The following is a 26,666-nucleotide window of genomic DNA, read 5'->3' as shown; positions in this document are numbered from 1 at the left end:
TGAGGGGCGAAGCTTGTTGCTTTTTCACCACATCGCGCCCGAGAGGGTGGTAGGTTTCTACGGCGCATTGCGCCAAGGTTCGCCCCACTCCCCCAAAGCGACCTCGCCTGGCGCCGCGATGCCCTCCGATCCTCCCTCTCGTACCGCCAACCCCCTCCGCCGCGCGCAGCGTAAAAGAATGGCCATGGCCGCTCTAGGCCTCACTGCGCTCGGCGCTTTGGTGGCCACGCTGTTGGTCGCCTCCGCGCTGCTGCGCCCGCCGCAGCCGATCGAGTTGGTGACCGTGGGGGCCCACTACGCCACGAACCTCTCCACGCCCCACAACGCCGCTGGCTGGCGTGGGCTGCTGGGCGCCAGCCGCCTTGGCGAAGACGCGCCGCTGCTGCGGCTGGTCTCCGAGCCGCTGATCCATGCCGCCCCCGCGCCGCTCGTTGCCGACAGTCGTTTCGAGTGGCGGCAGGCGGTGAGCAAGCTCACTGGCCCGACGGCGGTGCTGATCGTCTCGATGCATGGCGGGGCGGATGACCAAGGACCTTATCTGCTGCCGACGGACTGCACGCCGCTCGACGGCGCTAAGAACCGGCTGCTGGTGAGCGATCTGCTAGACGAACTAGCCGAATTGCCGGCCGAGCAGGAGAAACTCGTCGTGCTGGACGCCGCCGCCTGGACCGGCGACTGGCGTTACGGTTCGCTCGAGAACCGCTTTGCGGAAGGCTTGCGTGGGCTCGACGCCCGGATCGCCGCGATTCCTAATCTGGTGGTTCTCTCGTCCAGCGACGTGGGCGAGCGGTCGTGGAGCGACCCGGCGACCTGCGGCAACGTGTTCCTCGAGGCTTTTACGCGTGGCCTTGGCGGGGCGGCGGACGACACGAACGACGACGGACGCCTGAGCGCCGCCGAATTGGCCGACTACGCCCGGCGGGCGGTTGCGGTCCGTGTCAGCACGACCCGCGGACGAACGCAAACGCCGCTCGTCTTGCCGCTGGGCGCCACGGGCGCAAGCCGTGCGGCGGCGATGGAGCTGGCGGTGGCTGACCCTCATTTCGAATCCCCCCCCCAGTCATGCGACGAGCCGCCGCTCGAAGCGATTGGCCTCCGCTGGCTGGAAACGCAGCAGCTGGCCGCCGCGTTGATGGCGCCCGAGACCACCGACCCGGTGGCGTGGCGCCGCTACCGCCGGGGCGTGATCCGCTGGGAAGAACTGCTGATCGCCGGGACGCCCGAACTTGCCGCGCAGGTCGACGCCGATCTCGACGACTGGGCCCGCCAGCTGTTGCACGGCGTGGAGTCGCCCTCCGAGGCGAGCGACCCGGTGCAACTGTCGCGACCGGAGGAGGGCGGCCCGCTTGGGCCCGCGGCCGACGCGCTCGTCTCGACACTCTGGGCCACGCCGGCCGAACACATGCACAAGGCGTGGGAAGACGCGGTCCAGGCCCACACGCCCAGCGAGACGCGTGAACTTTGCTGGCTTGTCTACGATCGGTTGCTCAACCGCACGACCGAAGACCCCCAGGGGGCATTGCGTCGGGCGGCGGCGGTGGTCGCCGCCATGGGCGAGCCGACCGCGCCGCGTCCCTGCGAGGCGCACCTGCTGACGCTCCTTAGCGACGGCCTGCCGAGCGACCTGTCGGACCTGGCCTGGGCAGACGCGCTCCGGCTCGTGATCCACGTACGCCGGCTCTCAGAAGATATCCTGACTTCCCGCTGCGACGCCGACTCGGTTGAGACGCCGGCCATGCTGCCTTGGATCCAGCGGTCTTACCGCGAAGCCGACGCGATCCGCCGCGCGGGCGAAGACGAGCTCTTCGGCGGGCTGAGCTACTTGCCGCGCGCGACCGCCTCGCTCCGCGACGCTGAGCAAAGGTTCGTTCAGATCGACCAGCGCGCGGGCACCGTCCACGCCGCGATCGGCGCACGCGACAAAGCGTTCGACCTGCTGCCGTTTTATTCGGAGTCCGCCGCAGCCGTGGTTGCCTCGGACGACAATTCTCAGAAAGAGATCGCCGCCGCCGTCGCGACACTCGAAGCGGCTTGGGACGCGGCGAACGAGCTAGGCGACGTGCTACTGGCGGTCGATTCGTCGGGTGCGGCCGAGGATGAGGACGTCGAAGCCCTCACCGCCGCGACCGCGGCGCTCGGCAAACGCATGAAAGCGACACGCCGGGCGCTGGACCGCTGGCGGAGCGGGTTGGCCAATCGCTCGGGCGCCCCGTTTTGGAACAACCGCCCCGCCGCGTTGCGTGTGCCCGACCTAGAGGTAGGCGACCGGCTCAAGCTGCTCGTAGTGAGCCACACCGGGGCCCCGACCCCGGACGACGACGCGAGCCCGGTCGCACTGGCGGCGGAGAGGATCCAAGCGTGCCGTTGCGGCGAGACCGAGCGCCGCGGCCGGTTGGCGTTGGCCTCGATCGGCGCGCGTTTGTTCGACCGAGCACTCGGCGACCACAACGCCAGCCAGTCGGCCCAGGCGTCGCTTGCGCCGCATGAGGGCGCCCACGACCCACGCGCCTTGGCGCCGCTAGCCGCCGATCTGGCTCGCGCTCTGAGGGGTCTGCTGTCGAGCGACGAGCAAGAGCTCAGCACGCCGATCGCCGCCGACGAGCCGCAAGAGCCGGCTGGCCACTGGGCCGAACACGCGGCGGTCGAGCGGCGACTCGAAACCGGAGCGCTCGAAGGCGCCCAGGCGCCCTCGCTGCGACGCTTCCGCCGGCAACGGGTATGCGAGTTCAACCTCTGGCGGACCGAGCGGGTGATGGCCGACCGTTGGAACGGCGCCCTGCCGGGCGCCGACCCTTACTATCGCACCGCCGCCGAGGCCTACCTGCAACGCGCCGATCAGGCCCTGCCGGGTCGCGCCGAGGTGGCGAGGCTGCGTCGTTTGATCGCGACGCCGATGAGCCTCAGCCTTGTCGGCCCCTCACGGGTCGATGTGGTCTCGGGCGCCACGCCGCCGCTGAGCTATCGCGTGGTTGGCGCGGGCGGTATCGGATCTCCCACGGTCAGTGTGACGACGGGCGAAGGGCTGCGGGTCGAGGTCCCCACGGCGGGCGAGCGTTTCTTGCCCACGATCGAGGGCGACGACGCCGACGCGCCGTTTACCGTCGTGCTCTCCGTCGATTCGGATGCGGAGAGCGATGACGAAGAGACCGTGGTGGGCGACTTCGAAGCGCGGCGGATGGGGGTGTCGGTTTGGTTGCGCGGCCACCGCGCCGAGCTCGATTCGCCGATTGTCATTCACCATCGGCCCGAGTTCGAGGCCGACACGCCGCCGGCGCCGCTGCACGCGGGCCTGGCGATTCGCGCGCCCGAGACCCTCGAAGGCGGCCAGCGGACCGGCGGGGTGGCGTTCGTCCTCGACGCCTCGGGCAGCATGGGCCCGGTCGGCGCTCCCGGCGACTCGAAGTACACGCAGGCGGTCGAGGCGCTCACCTCGCTGCTGGCCGACACACCGGCCGGTGTGCGGGTAAGCGTTTGGGTCTTCGGGCAAGCGGTTGGCCAGCAGAAGACGGTCGAACAGGCCGAATCGACGATCGAGTGCGTGCTGCCTCCCACGAGCTGGGACCCTCAAGACACGCGTCTCGCGCAAGGCCTCGCCGATCGGCTCGCTTACCCTCGCGTCGAGCCGTGGAACGAATCGCCGCTCACCCGCGCCATCCTCGCCGCCAGCAACGACTTGCGTGATCTGTCGGGGTATCGGGCCGTGATCGCGATCACCGATGGCTTCGACAACCGCTTCGCCAGCGACGCTCTCGCCAACCCCGCCGGCCGGCCGATCGCGCAGGTGCTCGCCAAGGAACTCGCCGGCTCCGGCGTCGCGGTTCAGGTGGTCGGTTTCCAGGTTTCTGAGGGCGAGCTGTCCGACGCCCGCGAGCAGTTCGCCTTCCTGAATACGATGAACCCCGCCGGGCGTTGGTGGGAGGCCGACAAGCGGCACGAGCTTGAGGCCACGCTCCGCCGGGCGCTCGCCGCGCCGCGCAGCGTGGCTATCGAGCCGGAGGACCCCGCCAGTTCGGCCAACGCGGCCGAAGCGTTGCTCGCCGGGACCGATACGAATCACTTGTGGCAAACCAAGCCGCTCGCGCCGGGCGTCTACCGACTGCCGATCGGCGCGGGTTCGGCGCCTGCTCAGCGGGCCCGTCTGGCGGGGGGCGACCTGTTGCTGCTCGCAATGCAAGACTCGCTCGGCGCCACGACTCTCGCCCCGGCGCCATTCGCCGCCGAGCGTTTTCCCGAAAAGCCGGCCCGTCGGGCTGGCGATTGGCGCGCCACGCTGCTCAACCATCGCCGCTTGCCGGACGGTTCGACCTCAACGATGCTCTGCCTGGAGCACACGCCGCTGGGCCCGGCGTCGCCCGACGCGCTGCTCGGACAAACGCGTCCGGCCGACCTATGGATCGAATCGCCCGGTCTGACGGGCAGCGCTCCGCAGGTGGGTTGGCGACCGTACTATGGCTACCCGGCGCCTTGTTGGGAGGTTGCTCGTCGCCGTCATCAGTCTGAGGAATCAGGACCCGATCAGCTCGCTGTGTGGTGGTCGTGGCCCAAGCCTCCCGCTCCCTCGCGGGTGGTGAGACGCGGGGCCGATTACGAGCGGCTCGTCGACCTGGTCGGCAAGTCGTGGGTGGTCGACGGCGAACCGGTCGAGGCGCTCCGCATCGCGGTCGAGCGGCGCCGGCTGCCGAACGCCGATGGCCCCCCCACGCAACAAAACTGCCTGGTTGTCGAGCTTGGCGCCAAGGCGCCCTACAAGGTTCGGCTGCACGGCTTGGAGACCGCGGGGCAACGCCACAAGTGCTTTACCGAAGCGGGCCGCTCGGTCGGCTTGTTTTGGCCGGTCGACCCCGAGCGTCTCGACGAGGCGATCGCGGGGCTCGAACTGGTTTCGATCGAACGCATGAAACGCGAGGCGGAAGAGCGTGGTCAGTCGGCCAAGTTCCCCGAGGTGGCGCCCGCCTCGCCTGTCGACAACCGACCCACCCCGGCCGTCGATTGGCTTGGCGCGGTCGGTTCCTGAGCCAATCGATCGTCGCCTCTTAGACCCAAATTCGACCAACCCGCCAGCAACCAACCGCCCGCCATAGGGAGCTACGATGGGCCCCGAAGCCCCGCTGCACCGCCGATCAAAACGGACCCGCGCCCTGACCTGGGCCGCCGTGGCCGCCTGCCTTCTGGGCGGCCTGGTGGCGGTCGGCTTGCTGCTCGGACCGGCGCCCGACGTGTCGCTCGTGGCGGGCTGGACTAGCCATTTGCGAACGCCGCTGGTGGACGATAACTTGGCCGCCGCTGGCGACCGCGACGCGCTCGCCAGCGGCGACTACTTCGCCCACGACACGTTCCACCTCGATCGCAGCCTGTCGGCCGAGCTGCTCCGCAGCGCGCTCGCGACCGAGGCGGTCGAGAACTCGGCGGCTCGGGTGGTCTATGTCTCCGGTTACGCCACGCGCGACGCCAAGGGCGCCGTGGTGCTGATGACCAAGGAATTCATGCCACTCAAGGCCGAGGGAGGGCTGCCGCTCGCCGAGCTGCTGCAACAACTCCGCGACAGCGGGCCCCCCACCTTGCTGGTGCTCGATCTCTCGTTCGGCGTGGTGAACGGCCAGCACGCCTTGCTGCCTTGCGGCGTGGGCGAGGAGATCCACGCCATGCTGCAACGCGAGTCGCGGCCGGACTTGGTCACGCTCGTCGGTTGCTCACCGGGCGAGTCGGTTTCGAATCTTGCCGGCGCCGGTCGCTCGACGTTTGGCTACTTTTTTGAAGCGGGACTCGCCGGCGCCGCCGACGGCTACAACCCGTCGGCCCTGACCGACAGTCGGGTCTCGGCCCGCGAGTTGGCCGCCTACGTTTGCGACCGCGTGAAGACTTGGACCCGGCGTTACGGCCCCGCGGCGCAAACGCCGCGCGCGGTGGCGCTCGACGACGTCGACTTTGTAGTCACCGCCTGCCGGCGGGCTCCGCACGGCGCCGCGCCCGTTCCCGCCGCCGAGGAATACCCCGTCTGGCTGCGTGAGGCATGGGATCGCCGCGACGCCTGGCTAGCTGCTGGCGCCAATCACACGATGCCGCGTTTGCTCAAGCGGTACGAGGCGGACGTGCTCGACGCGGAGCGTCGCTGGCGCAGCGGCGCCGATTCGTCGGCGATGAACAAGTTGATGGCCAGCAACGCCCGCTCGCTGATCCAAGAGCAGGAAGACGCCCAGCGGTTGCTCGAGCCCGACGCCACGGTCTCGCTAGCTCGCTGGGAGCTAGCCGTGGGGCCGGCGCCGGCGGAGCTGACCGCCGCTTGGCGGGCGGCGCTCGAAGCCCCCGCGCCTCCCGCACCGGCGGTTTCTGAGGCGCTGGTCGCCCTCCGCACGGCGGCCGACAAGGCGGCGCCCGAGGCCAACGCCTCGGCAGCGGTGGCGGCGCTGATGCAATCGGATGGCGACTTCACGGCCCAACTGGCCATGACGCACGCGGAGCTCAGCCGCGGCGCCCCCGAGCCGCGATTCGTCGAGACCGATACGATCGCTCGCCTCGCGGAACTGCTGAGCACCGACCACGATCTGCCCGCCACACTGCTGCGTGAAGTTGTTCACGCCACGCTGCTCCGTGAGAAGGTTTGGGCCGACGCGAAAACGATGGCCTGGGTCGCCGGCAGCCTCGCCCGAGCCGATCGCCAAAGGCGGACCGCCTTGGCGATGCTCCTCTCGCCGGGGTTCGCTTCGCGCGATCAATCGCAACAGCTCTGCGAGACCGCCACGCACATCTACCACGGCGTCGAGAACTGTCAGAGCCGGCTGCGTGCGGCGTTGTCGCTGCGTGACCGCGCGATGCGCGTGCTGCCCTTAATCGCGCCTCAGGTGCGTCTGCACGCTTCGTTGCGAAACGACTGGGCCGAGGCGGCCGCGTTGACGGAAGGACTCGCCGACGCGATCGACGCACTCCCCCGGGATGCGACACTCGCTGAGCTCGACGGAAACGTCGAAGCGATCCGGGGCCTCGGCCTGCACCTCGAGTCGCTGCTGCGATCGCTGCTCAAGGGCGCCAGCAACCGTTCGACCGACGCGCTCGCCGAGAGCCTTCGCCAGGGTCTAACCGATCAGCTGCCCTCGGCTGAGGCGCTGCTCGCGACGCCGCTGCTAGGCGCGGCGCAGCGGGAGAGGCTCTGCCTGGCGGCGTGCGCCGCCGCGGCGGCCCAGGCCGAGCCGCTGCAAGACTTTGCCGAGCAGAACAGCAAGACGATCTTAGTCACTGCGGCACGCGACAGCTTCAAATTCGCGGCGCCCACGGGGGGAGACGCCACTACCGTAAGCGGACCGAACGATAGCGTGGCCGAAGCGCGTTTCACCGCGGCGGTACTGCGGCTCGCCGGGTTCCAGACAACCGACCTCGATGCCCCGATCGAGCAAGCCGCTGCAAATCCCACCCCCGAATCTCTGCAGGCCTTGCTAGCCGCGCTCCGGGCGCAGGTTCAGGACGCGTTCGCCCGAATCTCTGCCAAACCGGACCCCACGCTCGCCGAGCGCGCCTGCCGAGTGTTGCCCGCCGAGTGCTTCAGCAACCTGCTTGACGCCCGCCTCGCTTCGCCCACCTTGCTCGCCGAGCTCGATGAACGCGCTGCGGCCCGCAAGCTCAACGCGGGACGCCTGCTGGCCGAATCGCGCGACTTGATCGGATCGATCAGGTTGGCCGAGGCGGCTCAATCGCTCGACGACTCGGTCGTAGCGACGTTGCCCCGGGTTGTCGATGACAAACCGACGGGTTCAAAACCTCTGGAGCTAACGAGCCTGTCGGAGCATCAGACGACCGAGTCACTCACTTTCCAGGTGCAGTGCGAGAAGGGCGCTGATCTCGCGGTGGACGTGTTGCAGCCAACCAACTTGCTGCGGGTCGAAAAGAAGTTGACGCCCCATGAGAGCGGCGCGGAGGTTGAGCTTAAGTTCCGCGTCCGCGACGACGCGACTTACGCGCAATTGGCGGCGACTTACGGCGTGTTGCTGCGGCTGGCTGAGGGCGACCATGTGCGTCACCTCCCCTTGCCGATCCCGGCCATCGCCGCCGTGAGCCCGGTCGAAGTGTCCGTCGAGTACGCCGGCGTGCGGCGTGCGCTGAGCAAAGGGCTCGTGCTACCGCCGACCGCCGCTAGCGAACCGCTCCGCTTGTTCGTCAAGAACCGCACCGACGGGCCGCTCGGGCTGGAGGCCAGGGTGCAAGCGGGAGCTCTCTACACGGCGTCGCTGTCGCTAAAGGCCAAGGGCGAGGCGCCACTGAAATTGGCCGCGCCGGCGGCCGCGGCTCCGGCCACGGGTCCAGCCGCTGTGGCGGCCAACGATCCGGTAGCGCTCAGCAGCATCCGGGTCGCTATCGTCGACACCGCCACCAATCACACGGTTTACAAACAATCGGCGCGTCCCACGATCGCCGAGCCGACCGGTTACATCCGCGTGCTCGGCGCCCGTGTCACGCCCGACGAGTCGGGCGTGCCGGTGGCTCGGTTGCGGCTCGAGCGTTTGCCGGGCGCGCCCGATCCTTTGCGGGTCGAGGCGGCGTTCGTCGCCGTTCCGGCTGGCGAGGTCCCGTTGGTCGCCGGCGGCGAACTGGCGACAATCCTGACCGCAAAGCGGGGCCAGGCCACGCTGCAAGCTTCGCTCTCTCCGCCGGTTGGGGGTGATCCGACGCTGCGCGGCGCGCTCTCCATCAACGGCGTAAGCCGGTCGATGGTTTGGGAAGGGGACACCCCCGCGTTCGGCGGCTCGGCCGAGCTGACCCCACGCTTCAGGCCGATCGTCGACATTGCGGTCCCCGAGATGCTCGCCGCTGGCGATGTGCTGAACTACTCCGTCGATGCGTCGCCGGTCGGTGCGGATTGCTCGCTGCAAGTCGCGTTGCTCCGGGCTGGCTCTGCGGGCGGCATCGTGCGTGAGAGAAGCTTCGCAACGGCCCGCGCGAGGCGCCTTGAGATGGGCGCCCAACTCGTCGAGGGCGCCTTGCCGTTACGCACCGTCATAGGTCCGCAAGCCGACGCGTTTGAAACGACTGGGTTGGCGGGAAGATACACGTTGGTCGCTGCGGTCTTTGACGAACGGGGCGCCGAGATCGCCCGCTCCACACGCAAAGTAGTCATCGACGCCGATCCCGCGGGGCTGGCGACACTGTCGCTGCCAACAAAACCGGCGGTCGGCGGCGCTCCGCTCGCCGTGACGGTCGACGCACAGGACGACTTATCCGGCGTCGGGCAGGTGCGACTCTATGTTGGCGTGCCGGTGGGCGGGGCGCCGCCGAAGGGCGCCGCGATCGTGCCGGCCGTTGCCGATCCGCACAACCCGAGCCAGTGGGTCGCCGCCGTGCCGATGCCCGAGGGGACGCCCGGCGCGTCGCTCACCGCCGAGGTGACCAACGGTGTAGGGCTCGTGCGGAACATCGTGCAGAGCGTTGAACTGCTCAGCGCCGAAGCGGCGTCGATGGGTAAGATCGCCGGCATGGTGACCGAGGGCGCCCGCCCGCAGCCAGGCCTGGCGGTTGAACTCCGCGACCCGGAGCAGAAACCTGTCGCCGAGGCCCAGACCGACGCCGAGGGCCGCTTCAGCTTCGACGCCGTCAAACCGGGCAAGTACCTGCTGTGGAGCGTCAAGCACCAGTCGCAGCGGGTCGGCTCGGTAGGCGTTGATGTTGAAGCGGCGGCCACGACCAGCGCGGCGGTCGAGCTGTCGCTCTGAGCTAAGCGGTCAGCTTCCCACCTAGTGTGTAGCTGCGGGAGGCGTCTCCGACGCCGACCACGGTATGCAAGCCTCTGCGGCAGGCGACGCGTTATCGGCGTCGGAGACGCCTCCCACAATCCAGCCTGCAGGGACCGCCCTCTGTGGCGGTCCGAACCCCGGCGGAAAATCATCTGCCCCCCGACTTCACACAGCGAGAAGCGGGTGTTTGTACGAAGCAACTCTCCTGCAGGGACCACCCTCTACGGCGGTCCCAACCCCGGCAGTAGAGCACCCACCCACCGCCGCAACGCCGAGAAGGTCACGCCCTATAGAAGCTCAGGTCTCCTCAGAATACCAACAGCACAGCGGTGAAGATCACCGCCGCGGCTACCGCGCCGTATCCGGCAGCGACCTTGCGGTTTCGGTGAGACTCTTCGGCCAGGGCGGCGGGGGTCCATTCGGCCCGCGACGCTTCGGCGACAAGACCGTCCATCACGCCCGTGCCGAATGCCTGGGCCCCAGCCACGCTGTCGCCGCTGGCGAGCAGGTAGCAGCCCAAGAGCGGCCATGGGCCGTTCTCGTCGCCCGCCAAGCCCTCGGCCAGCAAGTCTTGCAAGCGGTCGCCACGTTGGGCGATCTCGCACTGGAACTGGAACAGGGAGGCGTTCTCACGAACGTCGTCCGGTTGGGCGGAGCCATTGGGATCAAAGCTCAGCAGTCGCTGGCACAAAGCCGGCGCCATCGAGCGGGTCAGCCAATTGACCGCACTGCGGAGGTCTTGTTCGGAGGTGAGTCCCTCGGCCGGCAGTTCAACGCCGAAGCGGCGTCGTTTGCGGTCGGCGGTGAGGGCTTGCAAGAGCTGCATCCCGCCGGGGGTGTGTTGGATGTCGGAGACGATCGCCACGGTCGGGCAGCGGGCGCCAGAGGCGGCCTCGATGCGGTCGAGATCGTGTTCTATGGAGGCGGCCATGGCGTCGGCCGCGCGTTGGTCCTGGGCGGCGTCGCACGTGACGAGCACCGCGGCGCCGCTGATCGGTGTGGTCGGCTCGCGATCGCGGCGCACCAGACGCATCAGATGCTCGAGCCGGTCTCCCGCCAGGGCGACCTGATCGGCGTCGAGCAGCGGGGGGCGGTCGAAGGTCGTCTCGGTGGCCGACCAATCGCCCTCACCCTCCCAATCGGTACCTGTTTCATCGGCGTCGGCCGCCATGGCCGAGGCGGCGACCAACGCTGCGTCGTTGTCGGCCTCGGCGCCGGCCCTCAGGGCGACGGGTATCTGCTTCTCGCTCGCCGCCAGGGCGGGAGCTGCCTGGGCGGTGCGTCGCGAAACGCTGCGCTCCTGAGCAAGCCGTTCGTTGCAGTACGAAACGGCCGAAGCCTCCTGACAAAAGACATAAACCGCCTTATCGTCGGCCACCACGCGCAGCGGGGCATTGCTGTCGGCCGGCAGAGGGCCCACTCGGGGCATAATCTCCAGCGCAGCGACGGCGTCGCTTGTGCGGCCACCGGGCTCTCCCAGCACCATCACCAGGGGCGTTTTCACCAAATCGACTCCGCGCCTCGACAGGGCGGTAGTCGCCTGGCGCCAGGCCCGGTCGACATCGGGGAAAGGCGAGGCGGCGTCGGGTTCGCTCAGTGTGCGGTAGGTCCAGAAACCTACCCAGGCGATCGCGTAGCCCAGCAGGAACAGCGTTGGAAGCCACAGCTCGCGTAGCAACCGGCTGGGGGCGTGGACCGTTTTATCGAGCCCAAGCCAATTGTTCAGAAACCACAAGCCGACCAGCGTAGCGACCACAAGCAGCACGTGGACCACGGCGGTCGGAACGCCGCCCGACATGGCGCCGCGCCCCAGACTGACGAACGGGGCGACGGCCGCTCGGAGGACGCCACGCGTAAGACTACTGATAAAGGCGGTCATGCCGATTACTCCAGAGGCCGGCGATCGCAAGTGGGCCGGCGGGGGATTTAGTAGGGGGCAGCTAAGGGTGGCAGCGGCCGCTCAGCCGAGCAGACGCTGGACCAAGGAGTAGGTAAGCAGCGGCAACAGGCACAGGACGACGACCGCGGCCACGGCGGTCATGCGTCGCAATCGTGCGGCTCCGCGCAGAAGCCGCGCCGGCTGGCGTCGGCGGGGCAGGGGAGACGTGCGGCCGGGCGGGTGGGGCGCCCGGGCGGCGCGGGGGCGGGTCTTCTCGACCCACGCCTGTAATTTGGCCGGCTCGTCACGCATCCGGCCACGGAAGCCGAGCGCAACGCAGAGGAAATAAGCCCGCAGCGCGTCGTCGGTCGGCTGCGCCTCGGCGAGCTTGGCTTGCCGCCAAAACTCCCACGCCCGGTCGTTGCCGCCGTAGAGCTCGGATTCGAGTTTCCGTTCGTTCCAGGCCTCGGCCCACTTTGAGCGGGTGGTGAACATCTCATCGATCCAGCAGACGACCGCGTAACGAGCCCCGCGGTCGCCTGCGTCGCTTGAGCCGGCCGGGATCGCGAGCAACAGGCTCGTGAGAGCCGACTGCTCGCGGGCCAGATCGCGGCGCTCGCCTCGTTCGACCGCCTCGTGCAATCGCAGGACGTGTTGCACGGCGTCGTGCACGGCGTCGTTCGCAGCGGTTCGCCCTTTGAGGGGGGTTGTCGGAGGCATGGGCATTCTCGAACGCTGTCGAGCGAGGGCAGTTGTTTGGTTTGTGACGGAGACTCCGCACAAGCCACCAACGCGGTGAAGCTTCTGTGCCGGTGCGGCGCAGAAATATAGGCCACGCCAAGCGCCGCCGCTCGTTTCGCAACCCGGTTGAACAAAAAGTGAAGCAATCGGGCGTTGTCGGCTCACTGCACGCCGGGGTGACCTAAGTTCCTTCATCGGCCCGCCGCACGAGTGGGCCCTATGAGCCACCTCGGTCGTCGTTTTTCACATGTCTTGGGCTGATTGCGAAACGCTGCTGCAGCCGCTCCCGGGCGATTCGCCCGAGGGAGACGCGTCGCACTTTGCGATGACGCTCGCCCCGGACGTGCGCGAGTTGCGTCGCGAGGAAGCGGCCGACGAATTCGACGACGCCACACGCCCCGAAAACCTGAAGCGGGCCGATTGGCCCGAAGTGGCCCGCCGCTGCGAGGAGTCGCTCGCTTCCAGCGCCAAAGACTTGCGGACCGCCTGCCTGCTGGTCGAGGCGCGAACCCGCCTCGACGGCCTCGCCGGCATGCGGTCGGGCCTCGAAGTGCTGGCCCGTTTGGTCGACGAGTGCTGGGACCGGGTCACACCCCCCGAGGGCGACGACCCCGTCGAGAGCCGCGGCACGCCGCTAGCCAACTTGCTAGACGACCCGGTGCGTGGCGTCTGCTTTCCTAACCTCGTGCGGACTCTGCCGCTGCTGGGCGCTGGGGAATCGGCGCTGAGCTACGCCGAATGGGTCCGCCTGCGATCGGCCGCGGCCTCGGAAGACAACGCCCAATTCCTGCAGGGCGTTCGCCAGAAGAACGGCGTCGCCACGCTGCAAACCAACCACACCGACGCCGAGGCGGCTAGCTACTGGCTCGACTCGCTCTGCGGCGCGCTCGAGGAGCGACTGGGCGAAGCGGCCCCCGGGATGCTGAATCTCAAGAAGTCGCTCGCCGAGGTCCACGGCTTATTGGCCGAAGAGCTGAAAGGCTTGGGCCAACCGCCCGCCGGCGCCTCCCATCCGACGACGCCAGCCGATGGCGCCACACAAGTCTCAGCCGACGGCCCGGCCGCCGACAGCGGTCTTTCGGAAGAGGAAGACCGCGAAGAACTCTACCAGTTGCTGGAGGCGACCGCCCGCCGCTTGCGGGCGCGCGAGCCTCACAGCCCCGTTCCCTACCTCATCGAGCGCGCCGTGAGGCTCGGCAGGCTGCCGTTCCCAAGCTTGATGCGACAGGTGATCCGCGACCAGGCCGCGCTCAGCGAACTGAGCCGCGACTTTGGGATCGCCGAGCAGGACGCGACCGAGACCGAGACCGTTCGATAGTACCACCTATTACTACGACCAACCCACGTCACTCCGAACCGAGGAATTTCGATCCATGAGCGAAAGCCTTCAACACAAGCTCGACCGGGTCCGCCGGCCGCGCGTGCAGATCACTTACGACGTTGAGACCAACGGCGCGATGGAGCAGAAGGAACTGCCGTTCGTCGTGGGCGTGCTGGCCGACTTGGCCGGCGACCAGAGCGAGGCTCCGGTCGCGGTCAAGGAGCGTAAGTTCGTTCCGATCGACCGCGACAACTTCAACGAGGTGCTTGGCAAGGTCGGCCCGCGATTGGCCATGAAGGTGCCCAACCGCCTGAGCGAAGAGGAAGAGGCCACCGACCTGGGCGTCGAGCTCAACTTCGGTGAGATGAGCGACTTCGAGCCGCAGAACGTGGCCAAGCAGGTCCCGGCGCTCAACAGCCTGCTCGAAGCGCGTCACAAGCTGCGTCAGATCCTCAGCACGATGGAAGGCAACGACTCGTACGCCGACCTTCTGCAAGAGGTGCTCGGCGACGTCGAGACCGCCAAGTCGCTCCACGAAGAGCTGGGCGGATCCGACGCCGAGAAGAACTGACCCACCGCGTCCGAGACGCTCACCTCCACCCAACCAACCACCCGATCAGGGAGTAAATAACAATGGCGACCGCCGAAGCGACCGCAACCGCGGACGTGGCTGAGGACCTCAGCCTGCTCGAACAATTGCTCAACAACTCTCGCGCCCTCGACGAATCCGAGCGCGAGCAGCAGAAGGACTATCTGCAAGAGTTTATCAACCACGTGGTCGACGACAGCGAGGTCACGAGCCGTGACGCCGCCGCCGAGATCAACGACTGGATCGCGAAGATCGACGAGAAGATCTCCGCCCAGCTCAACGAGGTCATGCACGCCGAGTCGTTCCAGAAGCTCGAGGGGAGCTGGCGCGGGCTGCACTACCTGGTGCATCAGTCCGAGACCGGCACGTCGCTCAAGATCCGCGTGCTCAACGTCACGAAGAAGGAGCTGCTCAAGGACCTCGAGACCGCGGTCGAGTTCGACCAGAGCGCCCTGTTCAAGAAGATCTACGAAGAAGAGTACGGCCAGCTCGGCGGCGAGCCGTTCGGCCTGCTCGTGGGCGACTTCGAGTTCAGCCGCCACCCGCAGGACATCAACCTGCTGAAGCTGGTCTCGAACGTGGCCGCCGCGTCGCACGCCCCGTTCATCTCGGCCGCTTCGCCGGCACTGCTGAACCTGCAGAGCTACACCGAGCTGCCGAACCCGCGTGACCTGGCCAAGATCTTTGAGTCTGCGGCCCACATCTCGTGGCGTTCGTTCCGCGACTCGGAAGACTCGCGTTACGTCGCCCTCTGCATGCCGCGGGTCCTCTCGCGTCTGCCGTATGGCAAGGACTTCACGGCGGTCGAGGAGTTCGACTTCGAGGAGCTGGTCGACGGCCGCGACCACACCCGCTACCTGTGGATGAACGCCGCCTGGGCGTACGCCACGCGGGTGACCGACGCCTTCAGCCAGTACGGCTGGTACGCCAAGACGCGTGGCGTCGAGGGTGGCGGCAAGGTCGAGGGCCTGCCGGTCCACACCTTCAACACCGACGACGGCGACGTGGCCATGAAGTGCCCGACCGAGATCGCGATCTCGGACCGCCGCGAGTTCGAGCTCTCGACGCTCGGCTTCCTGCCGCTGCTGCACGCCAAGAACACGGACTTCGCCGTGTTCATGGGCGCCCAGTCGGCCCAGAAGCAGAAGACCTACTTCGACGACGCCGCGACGGCCAACGCCGACCTGTCGACGAAGATCAACTTCCTGATGTGCGTCTCGCGCTTCGCCCATTACCTGAAGGTGATGGCCCGCGACAAGGTGGGCTCGATGCTCGAGGCCCAGCAGTGCGAGAAGTGGCTCAACGACTGGATCGCCAACTACGTCTGCGACCCGGCCATGGCCGGCGAGGAGACCAAGGCCAAGTGCCCGCTCTCGGACGCCTCGATCGAGGTCCGCGAAGTGGCCGGCAAGCCGGGTTGGTACGAGGCGATCGCCTGGTTGCGTCCGCACTTCCAGCTCGAGACGCTCTCCGCCTCGATGCGGCTCGTGGCCGAGGTGCCCCAGAAGGGCTGATGTACGAAACGGGAGAGGCCGGCGCCGGCCGCCCCGCGAGGGGCGCGCCGGCACGGCCGACCCGTGCCAAACCCATTCCCCCTGAAAGGGCTCAGCGATGCAAATGAAAAGCCAGCAGAGCAACGCCGCTGTCGGCATCGTGCCGATCCAGACCAAAGAGAACAACACCGGTCTGCCCGACAACCTGAAGTCGGGGGTCGAGAGCCTCAGCGGCATGAGCATGGATCACGTCAAGGTCCACTACAACAGCGACAAGCCGGCCCAGTTGAACGCGCACGCGTACGCCCAAGGATCGGACATCCACGTCGCCACGGGGCAGGAGAAGCACCTGCCGCACGAGGCGTGGCATGTCGTCCAGCAGGCTCAGGGGCGGGCGCAACCGACCACGCAGCTCAAGGGCGCGTGGGTCAACGACGACGCGGCGCTGGAGAAAGAAGCCGACCACATGGGCGCCCAAGCCTTGCAGGCCGCCGGCCTGATGCGCGAGCGGCAGGTCATGGGGACGGTCCTCACGCAGATGATGCTCAAGAACCGCTAAACCATCAAAACCAAATCCTAACGGAGCTAATAAAATGTCCGACCAACATTCCTCAATCGACTATTTCCTGAAGATCGACGGCATCGAGGGCGAGTCGATGGACTCGAAGCACGCCAACGAGATTCAGCTCATCGGCTTCAACTGGGGCGAGACCCAGCCCGCCAGCCTTGTGTACGGTTCGGGCGGCGGCTCGGGCAAGGTGAGCATGCAAGACCTCACCTTCACCATGCGTGCCTGCAAGGCCTCGCCGAAGCTGTTCCTCGCCTGTGCGAAGGGCGACCACATCAAGGACGCCGTGCTCGTGGCTCGTAAGGCCGGTGGCGACCAGGAAGAGTTCTACCAGTTCACGTTCGAGGACGTGCTCGTCTCGTCCTACAACACGGGCGGCGGCACCGGCGACAGCCTGCCGATGGACACCGTCACGCTGGCCTTCGCCAAGATCAGCTACCAGTACCGCCCGCAGAGCGACAAGGGCGCCCTGGAGACCCCGATCAAGGCCGGTTGGAACCTGCAAGAGAACAAGGCCATCTGAGCCTTGCGACCCGAACGCGATCGGGCCGCGGTCGCACGGCGGCCGCGGCCCGTTTTGTTGCTTCGCGCATTGATTAAAGCCGCCGACGGGAGTCGGCGGTTGGCGTCAGTCGGTGGAACACCCATCGCGCGATCAACCGCCGACTCCCGTCGGCGGCTGCGACGGTACCCTCCGTTTATCTCACCATCGCCTCACTATGCCCGCCTCTCCCAGTTTCTCGCCGACGATCATCGACCGCCTGGTCGACGCCTGCGCCGGCATGTCGGAGCCGCGGCCTGTGGGCGTCGAGAGCCTGATCGACGACATCGAAGACCTGCTGAATACTTGCAGCGTGGCGCCCGGCGCGGCGCTCGACGGGCTGCCAGAGGCTTCTGACTCGCTGCTCGGCTACGGCACGGCGCCGCCGGCGTCGCTCGCCATCGCCACGCACGAGGAGCGCCTCGCAGCCGCCCGCAGCCTGCAACGCACGCTGCTCCGCTACGAGCCCCGGCTTGAGCGCGTGCGGGTGCGTGTCGACGACACGCGTCCCACCTGCAACGAGGGCCGGTTCCGCATCGAGGCGACGTTGCGTGAGGCGCCCGCCGAGAGCGTGGCGCTCAACATCCGTGTCCGCTCTTCGAGCGGACGCACCCAAGTCACGACGGAGCGATCATGAGCACCACGCTCTACCCGTACTACGAGAAGGAGCTGCACTTCATCCGCCACGAGGCGGAAGAGTTCGCCAAGCAGTACCCCGCCGCCGCCGGCCAGCTGCTGCTCGAACGCAACCAGAGCCGCGACCCGCACGTCGAGCGGCTGATCGAGGCGTTCGCGTTGCTGACCGCCCGGGTTGAGAAGAAGCTCGACGACGACTTCCCCGAGATCACCGAGGGGATGCTCACCGCGCTCTACCCGCACTACCTGGCGCCGATCCCCTCGATGGCGGTCGCCCAGTTCGAGGCCGACCCGTCGAGCCCGCAGCCCACGGGCCTGCCGATCCCGCGCGGCGCCGGCGTCCGCAGCCAGCCGGTCGGCGGGGCGCCTTGCCGCTACCAGACCTGCTATCCGGTTACGCTCTGGCCGATCCGCGTGGCGGCCGCTTCGGTCGACTTCCCGCCGTTCGACACGGAGCTCAAGCCGCCCGCCAAAACGGCCGCTGTGCTGCGCATCAGCCTCGAGGCCGACGCCGACTTGCTCTTCAGCCAACTGTCGCTCGACACGCTGCGGCTGCACCTGAGCGGCGACGACCACCTGATGGCGACACTCTACGAGCAGCTCATGGGCCACGCCACGCGGGTCGAGGTCCGCTCGGGCGACAAAGAGAAGCGGCTGCTCGGCACGCTCGGCGGCGACGCGATCCAGCCGGTCGGCTTCGCCGAGGACGAGGGACTGTTGCCCTACCCGCCGCAGTCGAGCCACGCTTACCGGCTGCTCACCGAGCTGTTCTCGTTCCCGCAAAAGTTTGCGTTCATTGACATCCAGGGTCTCGCCGCCACCTTGCCCGAGGCGCTCGACAAGATCGACCTGGTGATCTACCTCGACGAAGCCGACGAGCGGCTCGCCGGTGAGGTGACAGCCGATACGCTGCGACTCGGCTGCACGCCGATCGTCAACTTGTTCCCCAAAGTTTGCGAGCCGATCCGGCTCACGCACGCCAAGACCGAGTACCCGATCCATCCTGACGCGCAGCACCGCGACAAGATGGAGGTCTACCGCATCGAGCGCGTGACGGGCGTCGGCGCCGGGTCGACGACACGCTTCGCGCCGCTGTACGGGCTCGACCACGAGAACTCGTGGGCCGGGCAGGACGAGGTGCGGGCCTACTGGCACGCCCGTCGCCGGCCCGCCGCCCGCCACGACGACGCCGGCACCGACATGAGCCTGCGTCTCACTGATCTCGACTTCCACCCGACCCAGCCGGCCGAGCAGTCGGTCACGGTGCAGGCTCTCTGCACGAACCGCGACCTTCCGCGGCGCCTCCCCTCGGGGCCCGCGGGGCTCAAGTTCGAGATGGAGTCGTCCTACCCGGTCCGCGGCGTGCGTTGCCTGCGGCAGCCGACCGCGCCGATGCGGCCGCCGCTCGACGCGGGCGCCCACTGGCGGCTGATCTCACACCTGTCGCTCAATCACCTGTCGCTCGGCCAAGAGGAACTGGCCGCGCCCACGCTGCAAGAGATCTTGCGGCTCTATGACTTCGCCGACCGCAACGCCAACCGCAAGCGGGCGATCGCCAACAGCGAGATGATCGACGGCGTGGTGGGCGTGGGCGCCCGCAACGCGACGTGCCGCATCGGCGGCCCCAAGGACGGCGGCTTCTGCCGCGGCGTGGCGGTCGAGCTGGAGCTCGACGAGCAGAACTACCGCGACACGGGCGTCTACCTGTTCGCCAGCGTGCTTGAGCGGTTCTTCGCCGAGTACGCCACCGTGAACTCCTTCACCCGCCTGACGCTCAAGACCAAGCAGCGCGGCAAACTCAAAACATGGGCGCCCCGCGCGGGCGCCACCCCGCTGGTATGACCACCGCCGAGCCAAAGCCGAAGGACGACACTGCAAGCGTGGAGCAAGAGCTCTACCGCGACGCCAGTCGTTTCGACTTCTACCAGGCGGTCGCGCTGCTGGAGCAAACCTCCAAGCGGCGCCGCACGGACGAGGGCGTAGAGCAGCCGCCGGTGCGGTTCGGCACGCCGGCCTCGACGGCCTTCCCGGCGAGCGCGGTCGACTCGGTCGAACGCGGGGAGTGCGAAGACGATCAGCCGCGGCTCACGGCCAACTTCATGGGCCTCACCGGCCCCAGTGGCGTGCTTCCTCGGCACTACACGGAGCTGCTGATCCAGCTCGACCGGCGCTTACGCGGCGGGGCCAAGCGGACGCTCGGCGCCTGGTACGACTTGTTCAATAACCGTCTGATCGGTCAGATGTACCGCGCATGGACACGGCGCCGCATCGACCGCGGAGTGACCGAGGGACGCGCCGATGGCGCCGAGCCCGATTCGTACACCGCCGGCTTGTTCGGCCTCGCGGGCCTTGCTCAGCCGGGCCTGCGCAACCGCCTGCAAGTGCTCGAAGGGGGCGAGCAGCGCGATCGCGTGGCCGACCTCGCACTTCTGAAACACGCCGGCACGCTCGCCCGCCGGCAACGCTCGGCCGCTCAGATCGAGCGGCTGCTGAGCGACTACTTTCGTGTCCCGGTACGGGTCAAACCGTTCCAGGGCCAATGGCTTCAGCTTGAGCCGGAGGACCGCACCGAACTGGCCCGCGACGGCCGAGCCAATCAGCTCGGTGTCGACGCCGTGGTCGGCAGCCGCGTGTGGAACGTGCAGAGCCGCGTGCGGGTCTGCGTGGGGCCGCTCGACCGGGAGCGTTTCGAACAATTCATGCCCGACACGTCGCCGGGGCCGCAGCGGCGACGGTTTGTCATGCTGTGTCAACTCACCCGACTGCTGCTCGGCCCCGAACTCGACTACGACGTGCAGCTGGTGCTCGACCGTGGCGAGGTTCCGCGACTCACGGCCCGCAAATCGGAGGCGCCGGCGCGGCTCGGCTGGAACGCATGGCTCGCCTCGAGACCGCTGGAACGCGACGGCGACGACCCGGTGTTCGAGCCGATCGAAGCCACCGCTCTAAGCGCTTAATCCATCACTGTAGGGAACGCCCTCTGCGGCGTTCCGAACCCCGGCGGGTGGGTCTGTATTTCACGATGCATCGGGGCCGTTCTACTTCACAGGTAGAGCGTGTACCCGGGGCCGGAACGCCGCAGAGGGCGTTCCCTACAGGGGCTGAGCTCCCAAGGCAGTGCGACTTAGTGCGAGTGCGCTAGCGCCTCGTCTTGCTCGTGCGATGCGTCGAGCGGCGTGTTCTCGTCGTCGCGGACGACGAACAGCGAGAGGCCCAGCGTGGCCGAACGGCCGTCGGCGTCGATGACCAACGCGTTCTGCTCGCCGAGCTGGTCGACGACCAAACGCTCGCTCAATCGAGCGGCGAGTGACAGGCTACGCTCCGCATTGCGCTGCTCCTCAGGAGCACCGTCGCTGCTGAGGGTGTAATAGTGCAGCCCACGCCGGATCGGCAGCGGCCGCGGCGCCCGGGCGAGCCGCCTCGGCTCGAGGCCCGCTTGGCCCAGCAGGTACAGCTCTTCGGCCCGTCCGCCGGCGCCGAACTTGATGTTACGGCCGCTTGCGAGCAGCCGCTCGAGCTCGTCGGCGCCGAGAGACGTTTGCACGCCCACGTAAAGCCCCACGCCGGGCTCCAACCAATTGGGGTCGAGCTCGACTCGCAGCGTCGGTCCCGAGGCGGTGAAGGGGCGTTCTTGGTATCCCGGCTCGACGACGCCATCGAGCAAACCTTCGACGGCGTTGCGAACGGTGAGGAAGCAGTTCCCGAGGTCGTCGTGGTCGTAGACCGGCAGCGGACGCACCCGGCAGTCGGCCGACAGGGCAGAGAGTTTACCGACTAAGCGGGCCAGCTCACGGTAAGCTGTGAGCGGCGCCACGCCGCTCGAAGCGGTGTCGACGGCCAGCACCGAGGCGGCCTCGTTCATCACGCGGAGCTGTTCGAGCAGCAGCCGCTCGCCGGCGCCCTGGCTGTCGTGCGTCAGACGGCGGGCGACGACTTGGTCGGACAGCACCGCGGCCTTCTTCTCTACGCGCTCGAGCAGCCGTGTGAGCACGCCGACCCGCAGCGGGTCCCAGGCGTCGCAGGCCAGCACGGGGGGGATGAATTCGGGGTCGAGCGTCGGCGAGCCGCCGGTCGTCTCCGCGCGGCGGATCTGAGCGATCGGCAGGGCGTCGTAGCCGGCCAAGTCGTCGCCGGTCACGAGCAGCCGGGCGTTCGGATGCAGCATCTGAACCGCCAGGCCGTCGGCGCCGGTGTTCTCGTCGACAAGCTCACGGGTTTCGACCAAATAGCGGGCGGCGACTTCTTCGTTGCTCTCGGCCGTGTTGGAGCGGTGCTCTTGGGCGAGTGGCAACGCGAGGTAGACCCGCACCTCGCGCCGGTCACGCAGGGCGGCCTGCAGGTCGACAACCGGCGGGGCGCCGTCTTCGGGGAACGAGAGCAACGCGCCGTCGTGCATGCGCGCCTGGAGGCGGCGGATCACAAGGCGGTGGTTGGCCAATGCGTCGGCGTCGATCTCGATGCGACGCAGCCCCCAGTTGTGGTGGCAGTCCCATTGGCTCGAACGCTGACGCAGGTAGTCCTGGCGCCGCTCGGCGGCCTGGAAGTGCTGCGGGGTGAGGAACATCCCTTCGTGCCAATGCACGGCGTGGTGGCTCATCGGACCTTCTCAGCTGTCGCGGGGGGAGGGACGCGGGGCAGGACGGGGCGGTTGGTGCTCATGAGGGAGGGATCGCCATCGCTTTGATCGTCCACAAGCCACGGCGACCCTCACGGCGACGCAAAGATTGCCGCAAGCGCCAACAGCGCGGTCTGGCGCGGTCGTGCCGGCGGCGCCGCTAAGCGTGCTAAGCCACCAGGCGGAACGCCACGGCGTCCTTCGCCCCGGTCTTGACCTCGTACATCAGCACGTCGGCGCCCTGAATCAAGGCGTCGACCGACTCGGGGGCCGAGGCGTAGACCGCCACGCCGATGCTGAACGTGACCGGCCAGCCGTCTTGTTGCATCCGCTCGTTGAGCTCCGTGCGGAGCCGCTCGATGAGCACACGGGCCTCTTGCTCAGAGGTTTCGGGTAGCAGGATGGCGAACTCGTCGCCTCCCATGCGGGCGGGCATGTCGATCTTGCGGACAACCTGCTGCATCCGCTCGGCGATCGCCGCCAGCAGGCGGTCGCCCTCTAAGTGACCGAGCGTGTCGTTGACCATCTTGAAGTTGTCGCAGTCGAGAAACGCCACCGAGACCGGCCGTCCCGTGCGGGCCGAACGCGCGATCTCGAGCTCCGCCAGTTCGCGGAACGCCTTGGGGTTGTGCAGCCCCGTGAGGCCGTCGGTGCGCGCCAGGCGGCGTTCGTTCGCTTGCGCGATGCGTAGCCGCATCAGCATGGTGAGCACCACGGTGAAGAACACGCCGTGGATCGAAGCGGTCCAGACCTCGCCTTCGCTAAAAGGTTGCTCGTCGATCATCAGCAGGTCGTCCAGCAGCCAACCGCAGCAGCAGACGGCCGCCAGCATAAAGCCGTAGGAGATCCGCGTCACCCAGGCGATCAGCATCACTGAGGGGAGGTAGCAAACCAGCAGCGGTATCGGGTCGCCCGTGGCGTAGTCGGCCATGGCGACCACGGAGGCTACGAGAAGCGAAACGGCCACTACCGTCTTCGGTCGGCTCAAGAGCCACTCGGGCCAGCTCTCACGAAAACTCATTGTCGCGGTTTTGTCGGTCATCCCGGTTCTTCGCATGGTCGTAGTTGAGCGGGGGCCAGGCCGAAGCCGGCGCGAAAACATAGCACCGCCTGGGAGCGAAGCGGGGGTGCGCAACAAGAAACCAGTCCGCAGCCTGAGAGTCGACTCGGGTCGTCCCGATACGAGCAGGCATGACGGAGGATTTCCGTCTTTCGAAGACTCCGAATCAGAACGGCTATGTCTTGATGCCTCGCTTGGCATTGGGCTCGACCGGATCCTTTTCGATCATCTTTGGGAAGGCGACAACACTGCTGGTGTTTCAGCAAAGGGCAGGGGGCCACCAACCTTGGATCACACGAGAGGGCCAGATCGGGGAGAAGTGAGTCGAGACACGAGATTTTGGCGCGCCGATTGCTTTAGACCTATTTGAAAAATAGCGACCCTCACTCGTTGACTTGCCCCGCAGATTGTCTCGAACGGAGTCTCATTAGATGCTCGTGCTCTCACGAAAGACCGGTGATGAAATCCACTTGCCCGGGCTTGGGGTAAAGATCAAATTGGTCAAAATCCGCGGCAAAGTCGCTAGTGTGGGGATCGAAGCGCCTCACGACATCGACATTTTGCGGGGTGAGTTGCTCGCCAATCAGCACGCCGATGTCGACGAGCCTCGGCTGCTCCAGGCTAGCGCCTAGATCGCAATCCGGTGCAGATTCGGCGATCAATCTAGCCAACTCGGTCGGCATGCAATGCACTGACACGATCCAAATCGCTCAACCACCTATCAGCCGTTGCGAGCCTAAACCCCTATTTGGCAGCCTGGCTGTCATGGTGGTCTTGGTGCTTCCACCTGAGGTGCGTTCTCACGCCCTTTTCTCGCTCTGCAGACTCCTGCCGAGCGAGGCATGTGATTTGCTTGTAGTTGCAGTGCTGTGGCGCCGAACACGGTGCTAGAGCTTATTGGTATCTTCGCCTGCCATGGGGCCCCGCTCTGTCGCCGCGCTACGTCTGTCTTCCCCCTCGGCCGATGACTCCCCCCAACGATCATTTCTCACGACAAAACGCGGCAGAGTTTTTATCAGCCGTGATGAGTTCTTGCCGAGACGCGATCATCGCCTGCTCGCTAGACGGCGAGATCCGTTCGTGGAATCGCGGGGCCGAAGAGATCTACGGCTACAGCCGCCAGCAAGCCCTAGGGGAAAGCCTTTCGCTCATCACGCCGGCGGACCGCACGGATGAGCTCCAAAGTCTCGCCGAGCAGGCCGTGGCCGGCGACGCACTAGAGCCGTTTGACACGGTCCGGGTGCGGCAATCAGGACAAGAGTTCCCAGCGGCGATCCGAGGCTTTCCGATCCGCGACGCCGAGGGCTCGGTGGTCGGCTTTGCTACGGTTGAACGCGATGTGTCGGACCGTGTCGACGCTGCCGACGCCCTGCACAACGCGTTGGCGGCCGCTCAGGAGGCCAACGCAGCCAAGACGCGCTTCTTGGCCAATGTGAGCCACGAGCTGCGGACTCCGATGAACGCCATCGTGGGAATGACAGCCCTCGCGCTGGAAGAGAAGCTCTCTCCCGAGCTGCGAGACTACCTCGAGACCATCCGCGACTCGTCCGACGCGATGCTTCACCTGGTGAACGACGTGTTGGACTTGTCGAAGTTCGACTCTCAGCAGTTTGAATTCGAGGAGGTCGCTTTCGACCCTCGCGATCTGGTCGAGGGAACGATCAAGGTGCTCGGTTCCGCCGCGCACGCCAAGGGCCTGGAGCTCGTTTGTCGCCTCTCGCCCAACACGCCAAGCGCCGTGGTGGGCGACCCGGTGCGGTTGCGACAAGTGCTTACCAATCTGATCGGCAACGCGATCAAGTTTACTCCCAGCGGCGAGGTGCTGGTCGAGGTGACGCCGGAAGCGCTCGAGCGTGGTCGCTGCAAACTCCGATTCCGGGTGATCGACACGGGCATCGGTGTGTCGCCGAAAGACCGCGACAAGATCTTCGCGCCATTCACTCAGGTCGACAGCGCCACGACGCGGCGTTACAGCGGCACGGGCCTCGGGCTGACCATCGCCAGGCACCTGATTCATTGTTTTGGCGGCGAGCTGAAAGTTAACAGCAAGAAGGGCGAGGGTAGCTGCTTCTCGTTTATGCTCAGCCTGCCACTGGCCGACAAGAGGCCGACTCTACCCATGCAGGCGGCGGAGCGGCTCAGCGGCCTGCGGGTGCTGGTTGCCGACGACAACGAGTCGACGCGGGGCTCGTTGCTCGAGCAACTCGAGGCTTGGAAGATCGAGGCCGAGGCGGTCGAATCTGGGCGCGACGCGCTCGACATTCTCCGCGAGGCGAGCGATCAGGGCCATCCCTTCGACGTGGCGCTGATCGACGCCCTCATGCCCGGCATCGACGGCTTCTCGGTCGCCTCGCGTGTCGAGGGAGACGAGTCGATTGTCTCCCGGACGATCCTGATGGCCTCGACCACCGACCGGCTCGAGTTTAGCCGCCGCTGCGCGGAGGCGGGCGCCTCAGGCTATGTGCAAAAGCCTATCAGCCAGTCGCAGCTCCTTAATGCCGTGGCCCAGGTGACCGGCGCCTCGACCCTTGAGGGCGAGCCCACAATACGCCTGTTCGACGAGCCCGGTCCCTCCGAGCCGCTACGCGTGCTGCTTGTCGAAGACACGCCCGCGAATCGCAAAGTGGTCAAGCGCGCACTAAGCAAGCGGGGCCATGAATTGCGTGAGGCGGTCAACGGCCGTGAAGCGGTCGACGCGTTCAGAAAGGAAGATTTCGACGTCATCCTTATGGACGTTCAGATGCCGATCATGGATGGTCTGCAAGCGACCGAGGCAATCCGCGAGATCGAGCATCGCAGCGGAGATGAACGCGGCGTTCCTATCATCGCGCTGACGGCCCATTCGATGCGCGGCGACCGCGAACGCTGCCTGCGTGCGGGCATGAGCGGCTACCTGTCGAAACCCCTCGACCTGAGGCGGCTGATTCACTCTGTCGAGGAGAGCGCTAAGAACGGCGACAAGAAGACACGCGAACTCAGTGACCTTCACGATACGAAAGACAAAGGCATGACGACGGAAATCGAGGCGACGTCCAACGATCGGTTCGACGAGCAGCTGTGGGATCCCGAGAAAGCGCTCTCGCGTCTGCGGGGCGACCGTTCGTTGCTTATGGACATGATCAAGTTCTATGAAGAAGACCACCTGACTCTTCTCAAAACGATCGACGCCCAGCAGCAAGCCGGCGAACTGGACGACTTGCAGCGGGCGGCCCACAGCCTCAAAGGGCTTGCTTCGACATTCGAGGCCGATCGGACGGTAGGCGCCGCACGTGACTTGGAACACGCCGCCCGTGATGGCGAGGCCGATAAACTTGAGCCGCTCGTTAAGAAGCTTTCCAGCGAGGCGAACGCCCTGGCGATCGCCCTGACCGCGTACCGCGAATCGACTTAGGCGTTGTAAGAAACTTGTATTCGGACGCGGATACAAGCATCTCGACGGGCGTCATCTTATCGATGCAGCACAAGCTGCCTACGCAGCTCATAAACGTTCTGCAGCAGCAAGTACGC

Annotated in this window: 16 protein-coding genes; 12 read left to right on the top strand and 4 right to left on the bottom strand. The window is 67.1% G+C overall.

The genetic code is table 11. From position 1 onward, the window contains the following. Window positions 1-184 precede the first annotated feature (184 nt). On the top strand, window positions 185-5,014 hold the full coding sequence (locus Mal64_RS02310; protein ID WP_146396463.1) for a vWA domain-containing protein: 4,830 nt from the start codon (window positions 185-187) through the stop codon (window positions 5,012-5,014). A 76-nt stretch (window positions 5,015-5,090) separates the two neighbouring features. After that, a complete protein-coding gene (locus tag Mal64_RS02305) occupies window positions 5,091-9,695 on the top strand; it encodes a carboxypeptidase-like regulatory domain-containing protein (RefSeq protein ID WP_146396460.1) in 4,605 nt (1,534 codons plus the stop codon). A 328-nt stretch (window positions 9,696-10,023) separates the two neighbouring features. On the opposite strand, the gene Mal64_RS02300 is transcribed toward Mal64_RS02305, so the two are convergent. Then, the gene (locus tag Mal64_RS02300; protein WP_146396457.1) at window positions 10,024-11,595 is read right to left on the bottom strand and encodes a type VI secretion protein IcmF/TssM N-terminal domain-containing protein; all 1,572 of its coding nucleotides are present in this window, start codon (window positions 11,593-11,595) and stop codon (window positions 10,024-10,026) included. Between the two features lie 81 nt (window positions 11,596-11,676). Further along, window positions 11,677-12,315 carry a DotU family type IV/VI secretion system protein gene (locus tag Mal64_RS02295; RefSeq protein WP_197525364.1) on the bottom strand — a complete coding sequence of 213 codons (639 nt, stop codon included), beginning with the start codon at window positions 12,313-12,315 and terminating at the stop codon, window positions 11,677-11,679. A gap of 268 nt (window positions 12,316-12,583) precedes the next feature. Here Mal64_RS02295 and tssA point away from each other — a divergent pair, with 268 nt between their 5' ends. From tssA to tssG, 8 genes are all read left to right on the top strand, one after another. Continuing rightward, window positions 12,584-13,654, top strand: a complete 1,071-nt coding sequence (gene tssA, locus Mal64_RS02290) for a type VI secretion system protein TssA (RefSeq protein ID WP_146396434.1) — start codon at window positions 12,584-12,586, stop codon at window positions 13,652-13,654. A gap of 55 nt (window positions 13,655-13,709) precedes the next feature. Further along, window positions 13,710-14,228: a type VI secretion system contractile sheath small subunit gene (tssB, locus tag Mal64_RS02285; RefSeq protein ID WP_146396432.1), complete on the top strand. Its 519-nt coding sequence runs from the start codon at window positions 13,710-13,712 to the stop codon at window positions 14,226-14,228. 62 nt (window positions 14,229-14,290) lie between these two features. Beyond that, the gene (tssC, locus tag Mal64_RS02280) at window positions 14,291-15,760 is read left to right on the top strand and encodes a type VI secretion system contractile sheath large subunit (protein ID WP_146396430.1); all 1,470 of its coding nucleotides are present in this window, start codon (window positions 14,291-14,293) and stop codon (window positions 15,758-15,760) included. 97 nt (window positions 15,761-15,857) lie between these two features. Continuing rightward, complete coding sequence (locus Mal64_RS02275) at window positions 15,858-16,298, top strand: eCIS core domain-containing protein (RefSeq protein WP_146396429.1); 441 nt, start codon at window positions 15,858-15,860, stop codon at window positions 16,296-16,298. Window positions 16,299-16,332: 34 nt separating this feature from the next. After that, window positions 16,333-16,830, top strand: a complete 498-nt coding sequence (locus tag Mal64_RS02270; protein ID WP_146396428.1) for an Hcp family type VI secretion system effector — start codon at window positions 16,333-16,335, stop codon at window positions 16,828-16,830. A gap of 196 nt (window positions 16,831-17,026) precedes the next feature. Continuing rightward, entirely contained in the window at window positions 17,027-17,485 is a 459-nt protein-coding gene (tssE, locus tag Mal64_RS02265) for a type VI secretion system baseplate subunit TssE (RefSeq protein WP_146396427.1), read from the top strand. Then, a complete protein-coding gene (gene tssF / locus Mal64_RS02260) occupies window positions 17,482-19,326 on the top strand; it encodes a type VI secretion system baseplate subunit TssF (protein ID WP_146396426.1) in 1,845 nt (614 codons plus the stop codon). The genes tssE and tssF overlap by 4 nt, the downstream gene beginning before the upstream one ends. Next, on the top strand, window positions 19,323-20,441 hold the full coding sequence (gene tssG, locus Mal64_RS02255; protein ID WP_197525362.1) for a type VI secretion system baseplate subunit TssG: 1,119 nt from the start codon (window positions 19,323-19,325) through the stop codon (window positions 20,439-20,441). The genes tssF and tssG overlap by 4 nt, the downstream gene beginning before the upstream one ends. Window positions 20,442-20,608: 167 nt before the next feature. Here tssG and tssK read toward each other — a convergent pair whose 3' ends face one another. After that, the gene (gene tssK, locus Mal64_RS02250; RefSeq protein WP_146396424.1) at window positions 20,609-22,081 is read right to left on the bottom strand and encodes a type VI secretion system baseplate subunit TssK; all 1,473 of its coding nucleotides are present in this window, start codon (window positions 22,079-22,081) and stop codon (window positions 20,609-20,611) included. A gap of 187 nt (window positions 22,082-22,268) precedes the next feature. After that, on the bottom strand, window positions 22,269-23,141 hold the full coding sequence (locus Mal64_RS02245) for a GGDEF domain-containing protein (protein ID WP_197525360.1): 873 nt from the start codon (window positions 23,139-23,141) through the stop codon (window positions 22,269-22,271). Window positions 23,142-23,590: 449 nt separating this feature from the next. Here Mal64_RS02245 and Mal64_RS20360 point away from each other — a divergent pair, with 449 nt between their 5' ends. Further along, window positions 23,591-23,791, top strand: a complete 201-nt coding sequence (locus Mal64_RS20360) for a carbon storage regulator (protein WP_146396416.1) — start codon at window positions 23,591-23,593, stop codon at window positions 23,789-23,791. Between the two features lie 332 nt (window positions 23,792-24,123). Beyond that, complete coding sequence (locus Mal64_RS02235; protein ID WP_146396414.1) at window positions 24,124-26,550, top strand: PAS domain-containing hybrid sensor histidine kinase/response regulator; 2,427 nt, start codon at window positions 24,124-24,126, stop codon at window positions 26,548-26,550. Window positions 26,551-26,666 lie beyond the last annotated feature (116 nt).

The sequence above is a fragment of the Pseudobythopirellula maris genome (assembly GCF_007859945.1).
GTDB classification, from domain to species: Bacteria; Planctomycetota; Planctomycetia; order Pirellulales; family Lacipirellulaceae; genus Pseudobythopirellula; species Pseudobythopirellula maris.
This window is presented reverse-complemented; position numbering and strand designations above follow the sequence as displayed.

What these genes read in the sequence shown, in the direction of transcription:
- tssC (WP_146396430.1), top strand. Translation starts at nt 14,291, where the DNA reads ATGGCGACCGCCGAAGCGACCGCAACCGCGGACGTGGCTGAGGACCTC.
- Mal64_RS02235 (WP_146396414.1), top strand. Translation starts at nt 24,124, where the DNA reads ATGACTCCCCCCAACGATCATTTCTCACGACAAAACGCGGCAGAGTTT.
- Mal64_RS02310 (WP_146396463.1), top strand. Translation starts at nt 185, where the DNA reads ATGGCCGCTCTAGGCCTCACTGCGCTCGGCGCTTTGGTGGCCACGCTG.
- Mal64_RS02295 (WP_197525364.1), bottom strand. Translation starts at nt 12,315, where the DNA reads ATGCCTCCGACAACCCCCCTCAAAGGGCGAACCGCTGCGAACGACGCC.
- tssK (WP_146396424.1), bottom strand. Translation starts at nt 22,081, where the DNA reads ATGAGCCACCACGCCGTGCATTGGCACGAAGGGATGTTCCTCACCCCG.
- tssE (WP_146396427.1), top strand. Translation starts at nt 17,027, where the DNA reads ATGCCCGCCTCTCCCAGTTTCTCGCCGACGATCATCGACCGCCTGGTC.
- tssA (WP_146396434.1), top strand. Translation starts at nt 12,584, where the DNA reads ATGTCTTGGGCTGATTGCGAAACGCTGCTGCAGCCGCTCCCGGGCGAT.
- tssG (WP_197525362.1), top strand. Translation starts at nt 19,323, where the DNA reads ATGACCACCGCCGAGCCAAAGCCGAAGGACGACACTGCAAGCGTGGAG.
- Mal64_RS02305 (WP_146396460.1), top strand. Translation starts at nt 5,091, where the DNA reads ATGGGCCCCGAAGCCCCGCTGCACCGCCGATCAAAACGGACCCGCGCC.
- Mal64_RS02300 (WP_146396457.1), bottom strand. Translation starts at nt 11,595, where the DNA reads ATGACCGCCTTTATCAGTAGTCTTACGCGTGGCGTCCTCCGAGCGGCC.
- Mal64_RS02275 (WP_146396429.1), top strand. Translation starts at nt 15,858, where the DNA reads ATGCAAATGAAAAGCCAGCAGAGCAACGCCGCTGTCGGCATCGTGCCG.
- Mal64_RS20360 (WP_146396416.1), top strand. Translation starts at nt 23,591, where the DNA reads ATGCTCGTGCTCTCACGAAAGACCGGTGATGAAATCCACTTGCCCGGG.
- tssF (WP_146396426.1), top strand. Translation starts at nt 17,482, where the DNA reads ATGAGCACCACGCTCTACCCGTACTACGAGAAGGAGCTGCACTTCATC.
- Mal64_RS02270 (WP_146396428.1), top strand. Translation starts at nt 16,333, where the DNA reads ATGTCCGACCAACATTCCTCAATCGACTATTTCCTGAAGATCGACGGC.
- Mal64_RS02245 (WP_197525360.1), bottom strand. Translation starts at nt 23,141, where the DNA reads ATGACCGACAAAACCGCGACAATGAGTTTTCGTGAGAGCTGGCCCGAG.
- tssB (WP_146396432.1), top strand. Translation starts at nt 13,710, where the DNA reads ATGAGCGAAAGCCTTCAACACAAGCTCGACCGGGTCCGCCGGCCGCGC.